General features: G+C 46.2%; 23 protein-coding genes. 22 read left to right on the top strand and 1 reads right to left on the bottom strand.

Annotated features, from left to right (window positions below; all coding sequences use genetic code 11):
* Positions 1 to 14 precede the first annotated feature (14 nt).
* The 14 genes from AC2TF5_RS17510 to AC2TF5_RS17445 all read left to right on the top strand — a co-directional run bounded on the left by AC2TF5_RS17510 (position 15) and on the right by AC2TF5_RS17445 (position 10,924).
* Positions 15 to 1,121, top strand: coding sequence for a prephenate dehydrogenase (locus AC2TF5_RS17510; RefSeq protein WP_491298420.1), 1,107 nt, complete (start codon positions 15 to 17; stop codon positions 1,119 to 1,121).
* Positions 1,122 to 1,540: 419 nt separating this feature from the next.
* A complete protein-coding gene (locus AC2TF5_RS17505) occupies positions 1,541 to 2,134 on the top strand; it encodes an RNA polymerase sigma factor (RefSeq protein WP_491298419.1) in 594 nt (197 codons plus the stop codon).
* Positions 2,131 to 2,736 carry an anti-sigma factor family protein gene (locus AC2TF5_RS17500; RefSeq protein ID WP_491298418.1) on the top strand — a complete coding sequence of 202 codons (606 nt, stop codon included), beginning with the start codon at positions 2,131 to 2,133 and terminating at the stop codon, positions 2,734 to 2,736. Before AC2TF5_RS17505 ends, AC2TF5_RS17500 begins: the two co-directional genes overlap by 4 nt.
* Before the next feature lie 40 nt (positions 2,737 to 2,776).
* The gene (locus tag AC2TF5_RS17495; RefSeq protein ID WP_491298416.1) at positions 2,777 to 3,364 is read left to right on the top strand and encodes a histidine phosphatase family protein; all 588 of its coding nucleotides are present in this window, start codon (positions 2,777 to 2,779) and stop codon (positions 3,362 to 3,364) included.
* 62 nt (positions 3,365 to 3,426) lie between these two features.
* On the top strand, positions 3,427 to 4,287 hold the full coding sequence (locus tag AC2TF5_RS17490; protein ID WP_491298415.1) for an MBL fold metallo-hydrolase: 861 nt from the start codon (positions 3,427 to 3,429) through the stop codon (positions 4,285 to 4,287).
* 241 nt (positions 4,288 to 4,528) lie between these two features.
* Positions 4,529 to 5,659, top strand: coding sequence for a hypothetical protein (locus AC2TF5_RS17485; protein ID WP_491298414.1), 1,131 nt, complete (start codon positions 4,529 to 4,531; stop codon positions 5,657 to 5,659).
* 57 nt (positions 5,660 to 5,716) lie between these two features.
* Positions 5,717 to 6,223 carry a gamma carbonic anhydrase family protein gene (locus tag AC2TF5_RS17480; RefSeq protein WP_491298413.1) on the top strand — a complete coding sequence of 169 codons (507 nt, stop codon included), beginning with the start codon at positions 5,717 to 5,719 and terminating at the stop codon, positions 6,221 to 6,223.
* Positions 6,224 to 6,246: 23 nt separating this feature from the next.
* Positions 6,247 to 6,426: an IDEAL domain-containing protein gene (locus AC2TF5_RS17475; protein ID WP_208914531.1), complete on the top strand. Its 180-nt coding sequence runs from the start codon at positions 6,247 to 6,249 to the stop codon at positions 6,424 to 6,426.
* A gap of 98 nt (positions 6,427 to 6,524) precedes the next feature.
* Positions 6,525 to 6,956 (top strand): DUF2487 family protein, encoded by a 432-nt coding sequence (locus AC2TF5_RS17470; RefSeq protein ID WP_491298412.1) that lies wholly within the window; start codon positions 6,525 to 6,527, stop codon positions 6,954 to 6,956.
* 176 nt (positions 6,957 to 7,132) lie between these two features.
* Positions 7,133 to 7,678 (top strand): QcrA and Rieske domain-containing protein, encoded by a 546-nt coding sequence (locus AC2TF5_RS17465; RefSeq protein ID WP_491298411.1) that lies wholly within the window; start codon positions 7,133 to 7,135, stop codon positions 7,676 to 7,678.
* A gap of 15 nt (positions 7,679 to 7,693) precedes the next feature.
* The gene (qcrB, locus tag AC2TF5_RS17460) at positions 7,694 to 8,365 is read left to right on the top strand and encodes a menaquinol-cytochrome c reductase cytochrome b subunit (RefSeq protein ID WP_208914528.1); all 672 of its coding nucleotides are present in this window, start codon (positions 7,694 to 7,696) and stop codon (positions 8,363 to 8,365) included.
* Positions 8,366 to 8,384: 19 nt separating this feature from the next.
* Positions 8,385 to 9,266 (top strand): c-type cytochrome, encoded by an 882-nt coding sequence (locus AC2TF5_RS17455; protein ID WP_491298410.1) that lies wholly within the window; start codon positions 8,385 to 8,387, stop codon positions 9,264 to 9,266.
* Positions 9,267 to 9,373: 107 nt separating this feature from the next.
* The gene (locus AC2TF5_RS17450) at positions 9,374 to 10,009 is read left to right on the top strand and encodes a DUF1405 domain-containing protein (protein WP_491298409.1); all 636 of its coding nucleotides are present in this window, start codon (positions 9,374 to 9,376) and stop codon (positions 10,007 to 10,009) included.
* A gap of 57 nt (positions 10,010 to 10,066) precedes the next feature.
* Positions 10,067 to 10,924 carry a sporulation protein YpjB gene (locus AC2TF5_RS17445; RefSeq protein WP_491298407.1) on the top strand — a complete coding sequence of 286 codons (858 nt, stop codon included), beginning with the start codon at positions 10,067 to 10,069 and terminating at the stop codon, positions 10,922 to 10,924.
* Positions 10,925 to 10,945: 21 nt separating this feature from the next.
* Here the strand turns inward: AC2TF5_RS17445 and AC2TF5_RS17440 are convergent, their stop codons facing one another.
* Positions 10,946 to 11,815, bottom strand: a complete 870-nt coding sequence (locus AC2TF5_RS17440) for a YitT family protein (protein ID WP_491298406.1) — start codon at positions 11,813 to 11,815, stop codon at positions 10,946 to 10,948.
* A 195-nt stretch (positions 11,816 to 12,010) separates the two neighbouring features.
* On the opposite strand from AC2TF5_RS17440, the gene AC2TF5_RS17435 reads away from it, so the two are divergent.
* The 8 genes from AC2TF5_RS17435 to AC2TF5_RS17400 are packed head-to-tail and all read left to right on the top strand — an operon-like array spanning position 12,011 to position 18,405.
* Positions 12,011 to 12,340: a nucleotide pyrophosphohydrolase gene (locus AC2TF5_RS17435; protein ID WP_491298404.1), complete on the top strand. Its 330-nt coding sequence runs from the start codon at positions 12,011 to 12,013 to the stop codon at positions 12,338 to 12,340.
* A 51-nt stretch (positions 12,341 to 12,391) separates the two neighbouring features.
* Positions 12,392 to 12,931 carry a tetratricopeptide repeat protein gene (locus AC2TF5_RS17430; RefSeq protein ID WP_491298402.1) on the top strand — a complete coding sequence of 180 codons (540 nt, stop codon included), beginning with the start codon at positions 12,392 to 12,394 and terminating at the stop codon, positions 12,929 to 12,931.
* 18 nt (positions 12,932 to 12,949) lie between these two features.
* Entirely contained in the window at positions 12,950 to 13,753 is an 804-nt protein-coding gene (gene dapB / locus AC2TF5_RS17425; protein WP_491298400.1) for a 4-hydroxy-tetrahydrodipicolinate reductase, read from the top strand.
* A gap of 18 nt (positions 13,754 to 13,771) precedes the next feature.
* Positions 13,772 to 14,194 carry a methylglyoxal synthase gene (gene mgsA / locus AC2TF5_RS17420; protein ID WP_491298399.1) on the top strand — a complete coding sequence of 141 codons (423 nt, stop codon included), beginning with the start codon at positions 13,772 to 13,774 and terminating at the stop codon, positions 14,192 to 14,194.
* On the top strand, positions 14,191 to 14,898 hold the full coding sequence (bshB1, locus tag AC2TF5_RS17415) for a bacillithiol biosynthesis deacetylase BshB1 (RefSeq protein WP_491298398.1): 708 nt from the start codon (positions 14,191 to 14,193) through the stop codon (positions 14,896 to 14,898). Before mgsA ends, bshB1 begins: the two co-directional genes overlap by 4 nt.
* Positions 14,899 to 14,931: 33 nt before the next feature.
* Positions 14,932 to 16,098: an N-acetyl-alpha-D-glucosaminyl L-malate synthase BshA gene (gene bshA / locus AC2TF5_RS17410; protein ID WP_491298396.1), complete on the top strand. Its 1,167-nt coding sequence runs from the start codon at positions 14,932 to 14,934 to the stop codon at positions 16,096 to 16,098.
* 44 nt (positions 16,099 to 16,142) lie between these two features.
* Positions 16,143 to 17,435: a CCA tRNA nucleotidyltransferase gene (locus AC2TF5_RS17405; RefSeq protein ID WP_491298394.1), complete on the top strand. Its 1,293-nt coding sequence runs from the start codon at positions 16,143 to 16,145 to the stop codon at positions 17,433 to 17,435.
* Complete coding sequence (locus AC2TF5_RS17400; RefSeq protein WP_491298393.1) at positions 17,422 to 18,405, top strand: biotin--[acetyl-CoA-carboxylase] ligase; 984 nt, start codon at positions 17,422 to 17,424, stop codon at positions 18,403 to 18,405. The genes AC2TF5_RS17405 and AC2TF5_RS17400 overlap by 14 nt, the downstream gene beginning before the upstream one ends.
* Positions 18,406 to 18,556 lie beyond the last annotated feature (151 nt).

Genomic DNA, 18,556 nt, shown 5'->3' with positions numbered 1-18,556 from the left:
GAGAGAGAGAAAACATGACAACAAATACTACAACTAATATAGCTATATTCGGCGTCGGACTCATTGGCGGATCTTTGGCGCTTTGTTTAAAAGGAAAACCGGGCATAACTGTTACAGGTTATGCCCATACCCAGGATTATGCAGATCAAGTCATCGCCCGGGGAGTCGTCGACCAAGTGACATTGTCTCCTGAGGAGGCCGCCCGGGATGCTGACTTTATCTTTTTATGCGTACCTGTCGGCAGCCTGGAGCATTATATCACCCTTCTCAGTGGCTTACAGCTGAAACCCGGCTGTATCATATCTGATGTAGGCAGTACCAAAGCAAGTATTACAGACTGTGCTGAAAGGCTTGTTCTGAAGGATGCTTGCTTTATCGGTGGGCACCCCATGGCTGGTTCTGAAAGATCAGGCGTTAAAGCGGCTTCATCACTGCTGTTCGAGAACGCGTATTACGTACTGACTCCAGCAGAGAATGTGCCTACGGCCAAGGTGGATTCTCTAAGCGATCTGCTGTCTCATACCCGTGCACACATTGTAACAGTAGAGCCGCAGCTGCATGATCAAATTGTTGGAGCAATCAGTCATCTCCCACATATCATCGCTGTAGCACTCGTGAACCAGATATGCAGTTACAATGAGGATAATCCGTTGTATCAGACCTTGGCAGCCGGCGGCTTCCGTGACATTACGCGAATTGCATCCAGTGATCCTGTGGTATGGCGCGATATCCTTCTCAATAACCGGAAGGTAATGATGCCGCTGCTTAGAGACTGGAATGATGGAATTGTGCAATTTATGGATATGTTGGAAAGCCAGGACGGCTCTGCCATTGAAGATGCTTTTCGCCGGGCAGGAGAATTCCGGGACGAGCTGCCAGAAAGGCGGAAGGGTGTAATCGTTTCTCGATATGACCTGTATTTGGAAGTACCCGACCACCCTGGAATCATCGGCCGGATAACGACAGAGCTTGGACAGAAGAACATCAACTTAAGTAATATTCAAATTATCGAGAGCAGGGAAGATGTACCGGGTGTACTAAGGCTGTCTTTCCAAAACGAACGCGCGCAGGAGAGAGCAAAAGATCTGCTGCAGACGCAGGGATATATTGTCTATCATTAACCAATCCGTGGTTTTTTTGAATATTCGGAAATATTTACTTTATTATTGTTGACAAAATGAAAACGGATACATATAATAAAAGTACAGTATGGTTTCTCTCCACTCCTATCCAATACATTGCACGATTGTGCGACCGCCTTCCTTAAGGAAGGCGGTTTTTTTTTTATTTGTATACCCTTACAAATCCAGGTGTGTTATTTCATAACTCTATCAAACTGAACTTTTCTCCAAAATATGCTACAATGATAGAAATGCATTGTAGAAGATTTGGGGAAAATGCCAAATACATAGAATAGTCTGACATCTTGCGGCGTAAGATATATGGTTTTACGGCAGCTTTGTGGATCCCTGATCAATGAAAAAAATAATGCTCTCTACGGGGATGAGACACACAATGGTGAGGGGGAATAAAAAATCATATGACGGATTCCCAGTTAATACTTGAGATCAAAGAAGGAAACGTAGATTTATACTCAGAATTAATGCGAAGGTACCAACGAAAAATATTAGCTTTTGTATATCATATGTTAAAAAGCTCTAACTTGGAGCTAATGGCTGAGGATTTATGCTCGGAAACGTTCTACAAAGCTTTCCGCAGTTTGCACTCATTCCGCGAGGTGGACGCTTCGTTCTCAACCTGGCTATATACGATTGCACGCAATACCGTGCTCAGTGAGCTCCGTAAGCAGCGCAGGGGCACTCTTCCATTGGAAGAAAGCGGTGTCGTTCCAATCGCTCCACTGGAAATTGCACCGGAGCAGGCAATTCTTCGCAGCGAGCGGGTAGCTTTAGTGCGTGAAGCAATCAATAATTTACCGGAAAAACAGCGTTCGGCGCTTATTTTGCGTGAATACGATCAGTTGGATTATCAAGAAATTGCAGACATTTTAGGACAAACCGTTAGCTCGGTTAAATCCTTGTTATTTAGAGCACGGGGCAGTGTAAAGATACAACTTGAGCATTATTTCGCTGAGCCGCTATATACGGAACTCGAAGGGATGAGCAGCAGATGAATTGCGAGGAAGCCCAAGAGCTGATGGGGTACGTCTGGGATCTTCCGGACAACGATCTGAGGCGAATCAGGCTGAGACAGCATATACAGACATGCCGCTCATGTGCGATGGAATATGAAATGTTTGAAGAGAGTCTCAGTATCGTTCATGAACTGGAACATGAAGTATTAGAAGCAAGGGCTGAGAGTATCAACCGAAATGTTATGGATCGTATATATCGTGATTTTCCTCGGCTCGTTGAAGAGAATGAAAAGGGGAAATCCGTTGGGCGTATATTCCGTAAACGATTAATACTCATGATTTCCGGTTTTGCCGCTTTGTTTGGCAGCAGTTTTTTATATTTCGCTTTTAGGGGTAATACTAAAAAACTACAACCTGAAATGCCGGTCACAGGTATTCTCCCAACCGGTGTGGCGGGAGACGGTTCGATTATTACGGAGGGTCAAAAATATAAAATTCCTGGGACTAACAGCGGTATTATTGATCCCTTGGTAGTAGGTATAGATCCAAGTCAGCCGCAGTACTGGATGGTTTTGTCTGTGCTGGGTGTAGGACTTGCACTGTTTTTCTTAATGAGACTAAACCGAGTCGTAAGACGTTAATATATCTTTTCTAAAATAATGTTATGGAGGAGGCTCAAGGATGCTGATCGGCTTTATACGTCACGGTCTGACAGATTGGAATGCTATTGGTAAAATTCAAGGGCAGACAGATATTCCGTTGAATGAGGAGGGGCGCCTTCAGGCACGCTTGCTCGGAGAACGTCTGCTACAAGAACCGTATAAATGGGATTTTATCGTCAGCAGCGGTTTATCACGTGCAGAAGAGACGGGGTCCATTATAGCCTCCATGTTGGACATTCCCATGCTTGAGCCTGATCTCCGCCTGCGTGAGCGGGCATACGGTCAGGTGGAAGGACTTACCGCCTCTGAGCGCGAGATGCGTTTTGGAAAGGAATGGAAGTACCAGGATTTGGGACAGGAGACGGATCTGGACCTTCAAGCAAGGGGGATGGAATTCCTGGAAGAAATGTGGAATAAGTATCCCGAAAGTAATATGTTGGTCGTCAGTCACGGAGGCTTTCTTGCCCAACTGTACGGCACGCTGTACAAAGACCGCATTGTAGAGAGAATCGGAAATCTGTCTATCACAATATTAGAGAAGAAGGATGTGGACTGGGTTCCGCTGCTGTTTAACTGTACGAGACATCTATTGGAGAAACAACACTGATCCGAACATTTTCGATCCGTTTATATAGTCGAACATTTGATGAGTTAAGGAGATTAAATTAAATGCAGCAATTAGTTAGAGTATCGGAGCGTTTCGTCTACTTGCCGCCTTATCAGGAAACGGATCGGCCTGTGTTGGCTGCGATTTCGGGAGATAAGTATACACTGATCATCGATGCGGGAAACTCTGCAGACCATGCGAAGCTGTGGCTTTCTCAATTAGGTGAGAAGAACATTAAGGGAGACTGGCTTGTTTTGACACATTGGCATTGGGACCATGTTTTTGGTCTAAGTGAAATGAACATGCCTAGTATATGTTTTACCAGGACATTAGACCGTGTAAAGGAAATGCAGCTGTTATCCTGGGAAGACAGTGCTTTGGACGAACGGGTAAGAGAGGGCAGTGAAATACCTTTTTGCGCAGATGCCATAAAAAAAGAGTTCCCTGAAGAACGGAACATCATGATTCCAACCCCTGATATGACATTTACTTCAAAAATGTCACTCAATTTGGGCGGAGTTACTTGTATTATTGAACATGTTGGTGGTGATCATTCGCCTGACTCTTCCATTATCTATATACCTGAGGAGAAGATTCTTTTCCTCGGGGATTGTCTTTATGCCAATATGTACGCAAAAAATTGGTGTTATACGGTGGAGAAGGTAACCAATATGATCGCTAAGCTTGAACAATATGACACGGAAATAGCTTTCCTGTCTCATGCAGAACAGCCCATGACAAGGGAAGAATATCGGGCGTATCTCGATCTGCTATCAAATTCAGCGGAGCTGACGGAGCGCTTTAAAGGAGATACAAAGCTCGTTCCGGAAGAGATGTCTGCTATGCTCCAGAGACCGCTGAATGAACTTGAGACGGAAACGATACAATTTTTCATAAATGGTTATATGCAGAGACTCCTTTGAGGGGTCTCTTTTTTTGGTATGCTGATCTGTCGGTTCAGCAATGATATTCTAGCAATGTTTCGAGTTGCATAAAAATGAAGTAGAAGGCAAAGTTTCTAAAAAATAAAATCGCAAAAAGTTGTGATTTAGATGTTTACAATGACCGAAATCCGTTAAAAATGTGGACAACAGCACGTTGGAACATGTATCAAATGGGCTGAACATCCCCATAATGGAAGTAAAACGGTGAGGGCGATGGAAGATGAATCTAGCGGATATGCTCACTTATGCCGACATTGGACAACTAAGCAACATAGCCAACTACTATGATTGTGATTGCAAGCGGAATTCTAAGCATGATCTGATACAGAGCATCTTGATCAAGCTTGGCCGGAGAGATTTTTTCGAGGAACAGATTGGACAGTTGTCTGTTTCGGATCTTAGGTTTCTGAACAGTCTTGTGTTTGATGCCCGCAGCGGTCACAGCCTGGAGGAATTGACAGCGACGATTCGGCACGCTTCTGAGGAAGTGGTTGTGGAGAAAAAGGGAAAGCCCGTTAAGACAGAAAGCCCAAGAGAAACCGTAGCCAGATACCGCCGAAGCGGTTGGCTGTTTAACGGCTTTACTCATTCGACGAAATACACCTTTCAGGTGCCGTCTGACTTGAAGCATCGTTTTCGAGATGTGCTCGGAGCAAAATTACAAGATGCAATACAGCATTCTCCGGAGCCAACCGCCTATCGGGACGAGCAGGGATTGGTTTCAACGGACATACTTCTACTCTTAAAGTTTGTAGAGGGACACGAAATCGAGCTGAATGCAGAAGGATTTATGTATCGCCGCTACCAGCAGCAAATGATGAGCTCGCTTCACATTACCGAGCCGTTGATTTCAAAAGGGGCTTGGAGATTCGGCTATGGCCGATCTTGTACGGAATATCCCGACAGATTTGCTCTTCTTTATGATTACGCTTATGCCCGGCAATGGATCAGAGAATCGGGAAACCGTCTCGTTCTATCTGACCGGGGCAGACAATTCCTTGGAGAAGGAAATCAAGTAAGCGTGATACAGATATTTCGCTTCTGGTTAAGACTTTATAAAGGCGCCGTTCCTAATCTATCCTCCCTAGTATATTGGATAAGCCAATGTGCAAAAGATTGGGTAACCACGGTATCCCTTTACGAGTCGCTTGGTTGGTTAATCCGCCCTTTCTATTATGACACTCCCCTAACGATCATGGATCAGCGCGTAATCCGAATGCTCATGCATTTAGGTATGCTGCGTATCGGGGAAAGCGAGCAGTCAGGCACCGTTATTCGAATGACGGCACTCGGACTGAAAGCCGCTGAAGCATGTCTACATATCGGCGACCCCGAAGATCTGCTCCATTGACAAAACAAGGTTCTAATTGCTACAATCACTCCCACAAATTAAAGGGGTGATCGAGTGATGAATTTAGAGTACAAGGGTATTTGGCCGTCTATACATCCTTCTGTTTTCGTAGCAGAGGGTGCGAAAAATATCGGGGACGTGACGATCGGAGCCGATTCGACGGTATGGTTCAATGCTGTGCTGAGAGGTGACCTGGCTCCCATTATCATTGGTGACAGATGCAACATTCAGGATGGAGCTGTAGGTCATGTCAACACAGATCAGCCTCTAATCCTTGCCGATGAGGTGTCGGTTGGTCATTCGGCAATCATTCACGGGTGTACGATCGGAAAAGGTTCGCTAATCGGAATGGGGGCCATTTTGTTAAATGGTGCTGATGTTGGTGAATACGCTTTAATTGGTGCAGGATCAGTTGTAACAGAAAATAAAGTAATCCCACCCTACACGCTTTCTCTTGGCACACCTGCCAAAGTGATTCGTGAACTGACAGAAGAAGATTTGCTTCGAATGAAGAAGACCATGGAAAGTTATGTGCAGAAAGGGAAAGAATACAGGCAATTCTAATACACGGTTGGAGGTGCATCCTAATGGATAAAATGAAGGTTACTTACGAAGTCATGTTAAGTCTGGCTGCGGAGATGGTGTGGGACGAGGCTTTGCGAAAGCATCGGAGTGAGGAACTTTACAAGGGGATTGACGAGGCGCTGGCTTCGGGCGACGAGTTGGCTTTCCGAAACCTGACGGATGAACTGAGGACTTTAAATTGAAGAAATGCTTTCGCATTTCTTCTTTTTTTTGCCAAAATCGGTATCCAAACGTATAATGAAGGAATTAATAAAATGGAAGATGAAAGGATGCCAACTAGATGAAATTCAGTGAAGTGGATGAACAAACTTGGCCAGAGCTACAGATGTATTTTGATACCTGCCTGATTCCTTATACCGGATTGACAGGGCATGAAACCCCATGGGAGGCTACTGCATCACTTGAGAGACTTCGAGATTTTATGGATTTAGTTGAAGTGCCCTTTAAAGGGAGAGTCGTTACATATCCAGCGATGCAGTACGGAGGAACGTCAGCATTGCAGCTTCTAAACGACATTTGTCACAAAGTCAAATCTACGGGCTTCACCCATGTGGTTGTCATGACAGCGGATTATGACCTTGATATTAAGGATATTCCTGAAAGCGCATTAGTGCTTTCCCAGACTAGACTTTTGGCATCTGGAGATATACCGATTTCAGCAGCTGTAACGAAGCTAATTAGTGGACTCTGGAAAAAAGAGGGCGAGCTATAAATGTGACGAAAAACCGACAATTTTGCATTAGGCCGTTGGAAGGGGTACCAAATTACGGGTTCAAATTCTTGACGGTCCGAGGTGCCTAATATATTATTATTATGACCTAGTACGTCGTGTGATATTAATCATTGAAAACACTTTAAATGGTTGAAAAAAAGGGGGTTGAACACAGAATGAGCCACAACCACAATGACGAGCATGAAGAGTCGCACAAACCACCCCGGCTGAAAGAAATGTCCCGCAGACAGTTTCTTACTTATACGTTGGGCGGCGCCACAGCTTATATGGCGGGTGGAGTAGTATTACCGATGCTCCGGTTTGCCGTGGATCCAATTCTTCAAGATAGAGAAGAAGGGGCGTTCGTTAAGGTAGCTGAAGTGAGCAAGATTACCAATGATCCGCAAGAGTTCCATTTTGAGTTGAAACAGCAAGACGGCTGGTACGCCAGCAAGGCTTCATTAACAGCCTGGATCCGAAAGGATGATAAGGGAGAAATTCTTGCACTTTCACCGATCTGTAAGCACTTGGGCTGTTTGGTCGGATGGAATAACAACAAGAACTATCCGAACGAGTATCACTGTCCATGTCACGGCGCTCGTTACACACCGGATGGAAAGAACCTTTCCGTTGCGCCTAAACCGCTGGATATGTACACCGTAAAAGAGGAGAACGGCTGGATTTACCTCGGAGAAATCGTACCAAATACCGTAGTGAAATAGGAGGCGTAGATTCGGATGTTGAAGAATGTCTACAACTGGATTGACGAACGTCTCGATATCACGCCGATCTGGAGAGACGTTGCGGACCACGAGGTTCCGGAGCACGTTAACCCCGCGCACCATTTCTCCGCGTTTGTTTATTGTTTCGGCGGCTTGACGTTCTTCATCACAGTAATCCAGATTTTGTCGGGTATGTTCCTGACGATGTATTATGTACCAGATATTATAAACGCTTACGCCAGTGTGGAGTTCTTGCAGACGAAGGTGGCATTCGGCCAAATCGTCCGCGGCATGCACCACTGGGGAGCAAGTTTGGTCATCGTAATGATGTTCCTACATACAATGCGTGTATTCTTCACAGGTTCGTATAAGGCGCCTCGTGAAATGAACTGGGTTGTTGGTATGCTGATCTTCTTCGTCATGTTGGGGCTTGGTCTTACAGGCTACCTCCTTCCTTGGGATAACAAAGCATACTTTGCCACCAAGGTTACATTGGAGATCGCGAACTCCGTCCCTTGGCTCGGACCGATTATTAAAGAACTGCTGCAGGGCGGTACCATTGTAGGTGCCGAAACGTTAACCCGTTTCTTCGCCATTCACGTGTTCTTCCTTCCGGCTGTACTGCTCACCCTATTGGTAGGGCACTTTATCATGATCCGCAAACAGGGTATTTCCGGACCACTATAAGAAGAAGGGAGGCATAATTATGGCACACGGTCACAAATCTGATGAAAAAGTAGTATATGTAGGCGATTCTCGAGTGCGCAAAGGTAACGGTTTTATCATACCGCCCGACTATACGGCATATCCGGGAAAGTCGGAAGCGTTCATTCCGAACTTCCTTTTGAAAGAATGGATGGTAGGGGTCGTAGTTCTGGTAGGATTTCTAGTGCTGACCATATCGGAGCCTGCGCCACTTGGCTATCCGGCTGATCCGAGCGCATCCGTTATCCCGATGCCGGACTGGTACTTCCTGTTCTTGTATGAGTACCTGAAGCTTCCGTATGCATCCGGTGATTATGTGGTTCTCGGTACACTGGGTGTTACCGGAGTAGCCTTTGGAGCTCTCCTGCTGGTACCTTTCCTGGATACAGGAAAAGAACGCCGCTTTTACAGACGTCCGATCACGTCGTCTTTGATGTTCCTTTCGATCCTCGCGATTATTTACCTGACCAACACGGCATGGACACATTACACGCACGAGCTGGAAGCTGCCGGACAAAAACCGGAACATATTCAGCGTGAAGAGGAAGCAAAAGAGAAGCATGCACAGGGACTTCCTACATCCAATGCGAAGCAGCCTGAATCCCAAGAGGTTGCTATCGTGGACAAGGATAATCCGGCTATGGAAACTTACAAGAAAGCAACGTGTATCACATGTCACGCTGCTGATATGAAAGGTCAAGGCAATGCACCTGCACTACGTGGTGTAGGTGATACTCTTGATAAAGAGGCGATCGCCGGTATTATCAAGAACGGTAAAGGTGGCATGCCTCCAATGCATGACAAGGCAATTGCTGCCGACGTTACTGAGCAAGAACTCGATCAATTGGCCGAGTGGCTTGCCAGCCAGAAAACTGCAGAGTAAAATAATGAATGAAACCTGATCGTAACCTACGGTCAGGTTTTTTGATGAAGAGATTGAAAATCTTTAACTCATCTTATTATAGAACAAACTGAATAGGAGGGCGCAGGTTGTCTGTTACATATTTGTGGAGTCGAGAGTTTTTATCGAAGAGACTTATCTTATGGATTTTATTGATCAGCAACGCTTTGGGAACGTTTTACGGTTATATCTGGTATGGGGGACAGCTCTATAACACAGCCATGGAGCATCCTTGGTGGCAGCTCGTCTTCGTGCCTGACAGCCCGACAGCGAGTCTGTTTTTCAGTCTTGCATTGATTATGCTGCTATATCCTCCCAAACAGTTAGCGGGAATGTTCTTTCAACAACTGATTGAAGCATTGGCTGTCGTTACATCGGTGAAATACGGAATATGGGCCGTTGCCATGATTTTTGCAGGGGCATCGCAAGGAAGTGAATTAGTATGGCAGGACTGGATGCTTGTTGCTTCACATACCGCCATGGCTGTTGAAGCACTGATCTTTGTGAAGTTGTTCCATATCCGCTGGACAGCTTTAACGGTAGCGATTGCATGGACGCTACTGAATGATACCGTTGATTATACGTATGGTGTATTTCCGTATCTTCCGGGTCCACTCTACGACCACCTGGGGGCGGTTGAAGGCTTTACGTATGGATTGACCTTATTTAGTGGGTTTCTGGCGTGGATTGCTGTCAAACGATCTCTTGTCAAACCTCTAGGTTAGACAAGTTGTTCTATGGTCATCCCTTCTGCCATACATTATGGGTAGGAGGGATGTCCCATGTTGCGGAGATTATTTCAATGGTCAGCGGGTGTGTCCGCTTTCTTCTTATTGTTCGGATTATGTTATGGAACAACAGCTTGGGGAAGTCCGGATCAAACCCAAGGCAAAACCTCTCCGGCTGCTTCCATTCAAGCGAAGGCGTTAAACCGTGAGGTGGAGACGTTATACAGGCTAGTGGAAGAAGGGAATTTGCAAGGTACTAACGAGTCCTTGAGGCGTGTGCAGAGCTTGTTCGAGTCCTCTTCATTTCAGGGATTGGTAAGTATAGAAGGGATTCATGTACTTGCGGAAAGTATTGTGGAAATGAAAGAGACAACGGCCATGGCGAAGCTGGAGCCGAAGCAGTGGATGATGTCTGCCGGCAAGCTTCGGCTTGCAGTCGATAGTCTCACGCATCCCAAAGATGGCATTTGGCTTCAATATTATAAGGTCATCCGTGAAGATCTTCAGATGATGGAGCAGAGTGCTGCCAAGTTGGACCGTGAGGGGATCAAAAAAGCATATGCCAGCCTGCAGGATCATTATGAGTTGATTCGTCCTTCGCTCGTTATTCAGCGCAAACCGGAGGAAGTATCGATGATTGAATCGTGGTTGTCCCATGCCGGAGGGGTGGTATCCACAGCAGATTCAGCGGAGGTAAGAAGGATCATACCTCAAGGCGAAGTGGTCGTAAATATGCTGTTCGGTAAGAAAAAAGACGAGCCGGCACTGGCACAATTGGGTGAAGTACAGGGGCCTTGGTTCGGACAACTGCTCGTTGCTGCTTTTATTCTTTCAGCACTGACCTTTGCTGCTTATCGTAAGTACAGAGGACAGAAGAACGGATATCATCCGTTGTTCCCCAAAAAATTATAAGGAATAGCCCGGGAAACCGGGCTATTCTTCTTTGAATCCTTCTCCGTGAACATCGCTGACATCATTAATAATGATGAAAGCGCGTGGATCCACGGATTTTGCTATTTCGCTCAATCGGCGTATTTCCTGCCTTGAGACGACGCAGTAGATCATATGTTTTGCCTGTTTGGAATAGACGCCGATTGCAGGTATCAGCGTAACGCCGCGTTCAAGCTCCACGGTGATGCGATCAGCCATTTCGGGTGCCATGTCGCTTATAATGGTAAACGCTTTGGCAGCATACGCACCTTCTTGAACGAAATCAATGACCTTGGAAGCGATGAATACAGCGACAAGCGTGTACAATATTTTCTCAAGAGGGATAAACAGCAACGATAGACCGAGAATAATGATGTCCAGCGCCAAAATTACCTGACCCATGCTGTAACCGAGTTTGCGGTTGAATATTCGTGCGATGATATCCGAACCACCGGTCGTCCCTCCGAATCGGAATACGATGCCTAAACCTGCTCCCAAGGTTACCCCTGCGTACAGTGAGGCGAGGATGTAATCATGCTCAGTCTGGAACGGAATAATCCAGCCCTGTTCAATAAGTTTCTCAAGGAGCCACAGAAATAAGGTTAAAGATCCGATTCCAATGCCCGTATAGATCGATTGGCGACCACCTAATATTTTTAATCCAATTAAAAACAATGGAATATTGATTATTAAGGTCGACAAAGACGGAGAAATATTAAATGCATAATTAAGCAGCACCGTAATACCAGTAACGCCGCCTTCCATCAGCTGGTTCGGAATAATGAAGTAAAGCAATCCGAAGGCATAAATAGCCGTGCCGATGATGATGGGGATGACCGTTTTAAGTTGGTTTATCAGTTTGGATGTTTTCATGATATCCCTCACTGTTATATCAAAATAGTTCTCTGACCATAAGGTTCGGTTCTTTTGCGAAGTATATACCTTTTTTTATAGGTAATAAAAAATATTTGTTTTCAAATCGGCTTTACGATAACATAGTTGTAAAACGTTACCGGTTAATTTTTAAAGAAATAATCGGTAGACTGTACAAGGGAAGGAGTGCCAATTATGGAAAAATCAATGGCCGAAATGCAACGTGAAGTCGACCGTTACATATCGCAATTTAAAGAAGGTTATTTCAGCCCGTTGTCCATGATGGCGCGGATGTCGGAGGAGGTGGGTGAGCTAGCCCGAGAAGTAAACCACCAGTTCGGAGAGAAGCCCAAGAAGCCGGATGAAGCCGATAATTCCATTGAGATGGAGCTTGGGGATATATTGTTTATTGCTATATGTTTCGCTAATTCGCTGGGGATTGATCTGGCGGAAGCTCATGATAAGGTCATGCTTAAATTCAACACAAGAGATGCAGATCGTTGGACGAAAGTAAACACGGAATAGGCTGTAAATACATATGCTGTACCAAAACCCGCTGCGGGGGAGGGACAGCCAGTGAAACCAAACGATAATATACAAAAAGCATATCATTGCATTTTGCAAAATGATTTTGAAGAAGCGCTTCGTTGGTTTGAGGCGGCAATAGCTGCTAGTCCGGGAGATGCAGAGGTGCATTACCGCTGCTCCATCACGTATGGCCGCAGCGGCAGGTTGGAACAAGCGATCCTTCATGCGGAGGAAGCCGTGCGTCTTCTGCCTGAGAAACCGGAATATCATCTGCATTTGCAGCATGTAAAGGCTTTGCAGCTCGTACAACAAGCCAAGAAGATGGTTGAGGGAAAGACTGGCGTTGTACCTGCTGAATTATATCAGGCAGTATCGCTTTTGAAATCTGCCATAGCCCTGGACCCATTATATCCGGAAGCTTACGTATGGCTCGCGCTGGTTTACAGTGAATTAAACGAGCATCCGCTGGCGATAGCCACTTTAAAGGAGGTTATCGGCTTATATCCTCAGGAGAGCGGACTTCAACATATAATGGAGGAATTGAAAAAGCGGTTGAAATCATACATGCTGGATGAAGCAACAGAATGAGAGTGGAGGAATGTTGAAATGTCGAAAGCTATTCGAGTTGCGGTCGTTGGAGCAGGTGGCCGCATGGGCAAAGAAGTAGTGAAGTTGGTATTGGAGGATCCTGATCTGGAACTGGTGGCTGCCGTAGGTCTCCAGGATAGTGGTATCGATGCAGGTACGCTTGTATCACTTCCGGCTTGTGGAATAACGGTAACTTCAGATCTCGAAATGGCACTCGTTGAACACAAGCCTGACGTGATGGTTGATTTTACAACGCCGCAATCGGCATACACGAATACTTCATTAGCCGTTAAACATGGGGTTCGTCCAGTCATCGGAACAACAGGCTTCACTCTCGAACAAATCGAAGAGTTGGACAAGCAGTGTCAGATGCGCGCTATTGGCGGCCTGATTGCCCCTAACTTTTCGATCGGCGCGATCTTAATGATGAAATTTGCTGCACAGGCCGCGAAGTACTTGCCTCATGTAGAAATTATCGAGACACATGGAGAGCAGAAACTGGACGCTCCATCGGGGACGGCGATTAAGACAGCCGAAATGATTGCTGCCAACCGTGAAGAGCTTCGCCAAGGGAATCCGAAGGAAGAAGAGCTGATTGAAGGAGCCCGGGGCGCTTACTATAACGGATTCCGGATTCACAGCGTTCGTCTTCCGGGGGTATTTGCACAGCAGGAAGTTATCTTTGGCGGTTATGGGCAAAGTTTAAAGATTCGACACGACTCCCATGAGCGGGCTGCGTATATGCCTGGTGTGAAAATGGCAGTCGAAAAAGTAATGGGTTATACAGGTATGATTTACGGCTTCGATCACTTCATCGACTAGAGAGAAAGAGGAGACGACATGATGAAAATTGCATTTATAGCACATGACCGCAAGAAAGAAGAGATGGTTAACTTTGTAATTGCTTATGAGCAGGTTTTTGAGGGATATGATCTTTACTCAACTGGAACGACAGGAACCCGGATCATGGATCAGACTGATCTACATATTCACCGTTTTATGTCTGGTCCGCTTGGGGGAGACCAGCAGATCGGTGCGCTTGTTGCTCAAAATGAAATGGATCTTATCATTTTTCTACGTGACCCGTTGATGGCTCAGCCTCACGAGCCGGATATTAACGCACTTCTCCGTCTTTGTGATGTTCAAGGGATACCACTTGCAACAAACATTGCTACAGCTGAAATTTTGGTTAAAGCGCTCGACAGAGGTGACTTGGGCTGGAGAGAACTTGTTGATAAATATAAACCTGGTACGGATCTATGAGCCAGAAGCTTGATATATTAATCTTTGGTGCACATGCGGATGATGCTGAGATCGGCATGGCAGGCACAATATATAAGCATACTTCAGCAGGCGCTTCGGTGGGGATATGTGATCTGACCGCAGCAGAAATGTCGTCCAACGGCACGGTTGAGCTGAGAAAGCAGGAAGCCGATAAAGCCGCTCAGGTTCTAGGGCTGTCGGTTCGCAGTAATCTGGGTCTACCTGACCGGGGGTTGTTTGTGACACCGGAAAATATTGAGAAAATAACGGAAGAGATACGAAAGTATTCTCCATCTATCGTGTTCGCTCCATATTGGGAAGACCGCCATCCTGATCATATTGCCTGCAGCAAGCTGGTCGAGGAAGCTGTCTTTAATGCGAAACTTCGACGCTATATGCCGGATCAACCAGCGGTAAAAGTGGACGAGCTCTATTATTATTTTATTAATGATCTTGGACAAACAGATCTCGTGGTTGATGTTTCAGCTAACTATGAGAAGAAGGAAGAGGCGCTTTCCTGTTATCGGTCTCAATTTGTAAAAACTGACCATAATTCAGTCTCAACTCCGTTAACAGAAGGGTACATCGAACGTGTGCGTGCCAGGGATTCGCTGCTTGGTCAGCGCAAGCTCATTTCCTATGCGGAAGGGTTTGCGACTAAAACTCCGTACATGGTTCATCTATTTATCTCTAAAGAGGCATAATATTAGACATAAGCAATCGTAAGGAGGCCTTATATGAAAAAACAGCATCCGCTAAAAATAGGCATTACCTGCTATCCCTCTCTGGGCGGCTCGGGCGTAGTCGCTACCGAACTCGGAAAGCTGCTTGCTGAACAAGGCCACCAGGTGCATTTTATAGCACATAGTATTCCATTTCGCTTAGGAAGCTTTCATAAAAACATTTATTATCATGAAGTCGAAGTAAACGATTATTATGTGTTCCGATATCCGCCGTATGATCTTTCACTCGCTACTAAAATGGCTCAGGTTGCCAAGATGCAGCAACTGGACGTCCTGCATGTCCATTATGCGGTTCCTCATGCCGTGTGTGCCTTTCTGGCGAAACAAATGGTAGGAGATCAATTGAAAGTGGTGACCACCTTGCATGGTACGGATATTACCGTACTGGCACAGGATGAATCTTTGAAAGATTTGATCAGGCTTGCAATTAACGAAAGTGATGCTGTGACAGCTGTATCACAGGATCTGATCCGGGAAACACGGGAAGTGCTCGATATCAGCCGTGATATCGATTTAACTTATAATTTCGTAGACCACCGTGTTTATTATCCGAGGGATTCCGCTTCACTTCGGCGTGATTTTGCGGATCCCGATGAACGGATCATCATGCATATATCTAATTTCCGGCCGGTCAAACGGGTAGGCGATGTTGTTGATATTTTCGCTCAGGTGAACAGCCATGTCCCTTCCAAGCTGCTGCTTGTAGGTGAAGGGCCTGAGCTTCCGAAGATCCAATGCCGCATCAATGAGTTGGGACTCAGCGAAAGGGTTCATTTCCTTGGAAAGCAGGATGAAATTGCGCATGTGATCTCAATGGCTGATGTCCTTCTGCTTCCTTCGGAGAAGGAAAGCTTCGGGCTTGTGGCTCTAGAGGCGATGGCTTGCGGAGTCCCTACCGTTGGTTCCATTGCCGGTGGTATTCCGGAGCTCGTTACCCATGGGGAAACAGGTTTCCTCGCACCTATTGGCGACAGTGGGCAGATGGCTGAGTACGTCATCGATATTTTTAAGGATGATAAGCTGAACGCCAACCTGAAGGAAGCATGTCTTCACAGATCAAGGACGCTCTTCTGTAACGAACGGATTCGCAGTAAATATGAAGAAATTTATTACCGAGTATTGGGGCGGGAGGTAAGTGAGCTGAATCCGGTTTGCGGATAGGCTCGCCTCACGTCCGTTTTTCGGATAGAAGGAACGGGAGATTGATGGCTGAACAGCACCAAAGTATTGTGTGGCAGTATGCCGACTCCGACATGGCAGTCGGTAGTGCTAAAGTGATTCGTACGCTAAATGATCATGGATATAAGGCGTATTGGGTCGGAGGCTGTGTTCGGGATGAGTATATGGGTCGGAAGGTAAGCGACATGGATATTACAACCTCCGCTCTCCCCGAGACGACAAGTGCGCTATTCCCCCGGGTAGTGCCTACCGGAATAAAACACGGAACGGTTACCGTTATTGAGAAGGGACAGTCCTTCGAGGTGACAACCTATCGTATTGAAAGCGGTTATGAAGACCATCGCCGACCTACCCAGGTTGTTTTTGTAAGTGAGGTAGAGGAGGATTTAAGGCGGCGAGATTTTACCATGAATGCGATGGCTCTTGGAATCGACGGGATATGGGTTGATCCGTTTGGCGGAAGAAAAGATATTGATCTGCGGATGATCCGCTGTGTCGGCGACGCGAGAGTTCGTTTTCGTGAAGATGCTTTGCGGATGATTCGCTGTATCCGTTTTGCGTCTGTTTTTGGTTTCTCCATAGCGAAGGATACTTGGAAGGGAATCTTGGCAGACCGGGAAACATTATCATGGATCGCAATGGAACGAATCCGCAGCGAGCTGGATAAAATGATGTCAGGGCCGGACCCTTTAAGGGGATTGGAACTGATCAAACAAAGCGGCCTATATACTTCAATGAAGGTTCCTTTTCCTTTTGAAAAGCATGACCCGAGTATAATAGATGCCATCCCTGAAGTTCAATCTTCCCACCTGGATATTCGCTGGGCGCTGCTTATTCACGGTTGCGGAATCTTGGCTAGTGAGGCGGACAAGCTGTTGCGAGAATGGACCTTTTCTAATAGACGGAGGGAAACGATTGTTGGATTGGTTAATTTTCAGGAACGCTGGGTTAATGATTTCAGAGGTGAACCAGATTCGGACCGCCTGTTATGGATAAATCTGGTACTCGAACTTGGTGTGGAAATCGCCGAGCAGTGGCTCTGTATGCAGGCGGCTGTACAAAGTGCCGGGCAACAGATCAACGCAGATGTATCTGTTGAACAAGCCCGCCATTGGCTGAATGTGATGAATGTTAGAAGCCTAAAGGATCTGCAAGTGACGGGTAGTGAGCTTCTCCAAGCATTAGAGCGTCGCGGTGGTCCATGGATGGGGATGGTGTTGCAGCAGCTGCTTGTAAAGACAGCTGCCGGTTTTCTTCCCAATGACAAAGACAATTTGATTGAAGAGGCAAAGCGGGTGATGAACCATGAAGAAGAATGAGACGTTGACGCTGCTTGATATATTTCTGGAGCAGCCCGGACAGTTTCTATCCGGTGAGGAAATCAGCAGGCGCTTAAACATCAGCCGGACAGCTGTGTGGAAACAGATTAATAAGCTCCGAAGTGCTGGTTATGAATTTGAGGCGTTGCCGCGTCTGGGATATCGAATGACAGAGAAGCCAGAACCACTTGATCCGGCTGTGTTGTCAGCATGTTTAAGCAACCGTTCATTTGGTCAACAAATCGAAGTTCTTCGGTCAAGTATGTCTACTCAAGAGGATGCGCGCCAATTGGCCGAAGAGGGTGCACCTGAGGGAACGCTGGTCATTGCTGAAGAACAGACCGGTGGACGAGGACGTATGGGGAAAAAGTTTTATTCACCATTCGGTAAAGGAATATGGATGAGCTTAATCTTGCGTCCGACACAGCCGCTCCATCTGACGCAGCAATTGACGCTACTGGCGGGTGTTGCTGTCCGTAGAGCGATCCAGAAGACAACCGGTGTGGAAGCAGGGATCAAGTGGCCGAATGACCTGCTCATTGACGGCAAGAAGATATGCGGAATTCTGCTGGAGTCCGCCACCGAGGATGACGTTGTCAGATACTGTATTGCAGGAATTGGCATCAGCGTAAATCTCAAGGAAGAGGATTACCCGGATGAGTTGAAGACGATTGCGACGTCGCTTCGTATGGTTTGTGGTCACAATATTAACCGAAATGAATTGATCTGTTCGATTCTGAATGAAATGGAGTCTCTATACGGATTATATAACGAGCAAGGCTTTGAGCCCATCGCATCGCTGTGGGAAGCATCTTCGGTTACGATGAACCGTGAAGTCAGCGTCCAATCTCCAAGGGGCGTAATGAATGGAACGGCTGTCGGTTTACATCCTTCTGGAGCTTTGCTCGTAAGAAATGGGGATGGAGAGCTTATTCCTGTTTTTTCAGGTGATATTACACTGCAACGGTAAATCGTACGTAAGAAAATTGTGCTTAGTTACTCGCGATGAAACAAGGTGAAAAAAATAAAAAGATTTGTTATACTGTGTTCAGAGGCGGTATCTTCTTATGGAAGAACTGCACTCTGGGGACAGAATTGAACTTTAAGGAACACCTTCATAA

It is taken from the genome of Paenibacillus sp. JNUCC 34, from assembly GCF_058269055.1.
This window is presented reverse-complemented; position numbering and strand designations above follow the sequence as displayed.

What these genes read in the sequence shown, in the direction of transcription:
- AC2TF5_RS17445 (WP_491298407.1), top strand. Translation starts at nt 10,067, where the DNA reads ATGTTGCGGAGATTATTTCAATGGTCAGCGGGTGTGTCCGCTTTCTTC.
- AC2TF5_RS17485 (WP_491298414.1), top strand. Translation starts at nt 4,529, where the DNA reads ATGAATCTAGCGGATATGCTCACTTATGCCGACATTGGACAACTAAGC.
- AC2TF5_RS17495 (WP_491298416.1), top strand. Translation starts at nt 2,777, where the DNA reads ATGCTGATCGGCTTTATACGTCACGGTCTGACAGATTGGAATGCTATT.
- AC2TF5_RS17405 (WP_491298394.1), top strand. Translation starts at nt 16,143, where the DNA reads ATGGCTGAACAGCACCAAAGTATTGTGTGGCAGTATGCCGACTCCGAC.
- AC2TF5_RS17400 (WP_491298393.1), top strand. Translation starts at nt 17,422, where the DNA reads ATGAAGAAGAATGAGACGTTGACGCTGCTTGATATATTTCTGGAGCAG.
- AC2TF5_RS17480 (WP_491298413.1), top strand. Translation starts at nt 5,717, where the DNA reads ATGAATTTAGAGTACAAGGGTATTTGGCCGTCTATACATCCTTCTGTT.
- AC2TF5_RS17490 (WP_491298415.1), top strand. Translation starts at nt 3,427, where the DNA reads ATGCAGCAATTAGTTAGAGTATCGGAGCGTTTCGTCTACTTGCCGCCT.
- qcrB (WP_208914528.1), top strand. Translation starts at nt 7,694, where the DNA reads ATGTTGAAGAATGTCTACAACTGGATTGACGAACGTCTCGATATCACG.
- AC2TF5_RS17470 (WP_491298412.1), top strand. Translation starts at nt 6,525, where the DNA reads ATGAAATTCAGTGAAGTGGATGAACAAACTTGGCCAGAGCTACAGATG.
- AC2TF5_RS17500 (WP_491298418.1), top strand. Translation starts at nt 2,131, where the DNA reads ATGAATTGCGAGGAAGCCCAAGAGCTGATGGGGTACGTCTGGGATCTT.
- bshA (WP_491298396.1), top strand. Translation starts at nt 14,932, where the DNA reads ATGAAAAAACAGCATCCGCTAAAAATAGGCATTACCTGCTATCCCTCT.
- AC2TF5_RS17505 (WP_491298419.1), top strand. Translation starts at nt 1,541, where the DNA reads ATGACGGATTCCCAGTTAATACTTGAGATCAAAGAAGGAAACGTAGAT.
- mgsA (WP_491298399.1), top strand. Translation starts at nt 13,772, where the DNA reads ATGATGAAAATTGCATTTATAGCACATGACCGCAAGAAAGAAGAGATG.
- AC2TF5_RS17510 (WP_491298420.1), top strand. Translation starts at nt 15, where the DNA reads ATGACAACAAATACTACAACTAATATAGCTATATTCGGCGTCGGACTC.
- bshB1 (WP_491298398.1), top strand. Translation starts at nt 14,191, where the DNA reads ATGAGCCAGAAGCTTGATATATTAATCTTTGGTGCACATGCGGATGAT.
- AC2TF5_RS17465 (WP_491298411.1), top strand. Translation starts at nt 7,133, where the DNA reads ATGAGCCACAACCACAATGACGAGCATGAAGAGTCGCACAAACCACCC.
- AC2TF5_RS17455 (WP_491298410.1), top strand. Translation starts at nt 8,385, where the DNA reads ATGGCACACGGTCACAAATCTGATGAAAAAGTAGTATATGTAGGCGAT.
- AC2TF5_RS17475 (WP_208914531.1), top strand. Translation starts at nt 6,247, where the DNA reads ATGGATAAAATGAAGGTTACTTACGAAGTCATGTTAAGTCTGGCTGCG.
- AC2TF5_RS17440 (WP_491298406.1), bottom strand. Translation starts at nt 11,815, where the DNA reads ATGAAAACATCCAAACTGATAAACCAACTTAAAACGGTCATCCCCATC.
- dapB (WP_491298400.1), top strand. Translation starts at nt 12,950, where the DNA reads ATGTCGAAAGCTATTCGAGTTGCGGTCGTTGGAGCAGGTGGCCGCATG.
- AC2TF5_RS17435 (WP_491298404.1), top strand. Translation starts at nt 12,011, where the DNA reads ATGGAAAAATCAATGGCCGAAATGCAACGTGAAGTCGACCGTTACATA.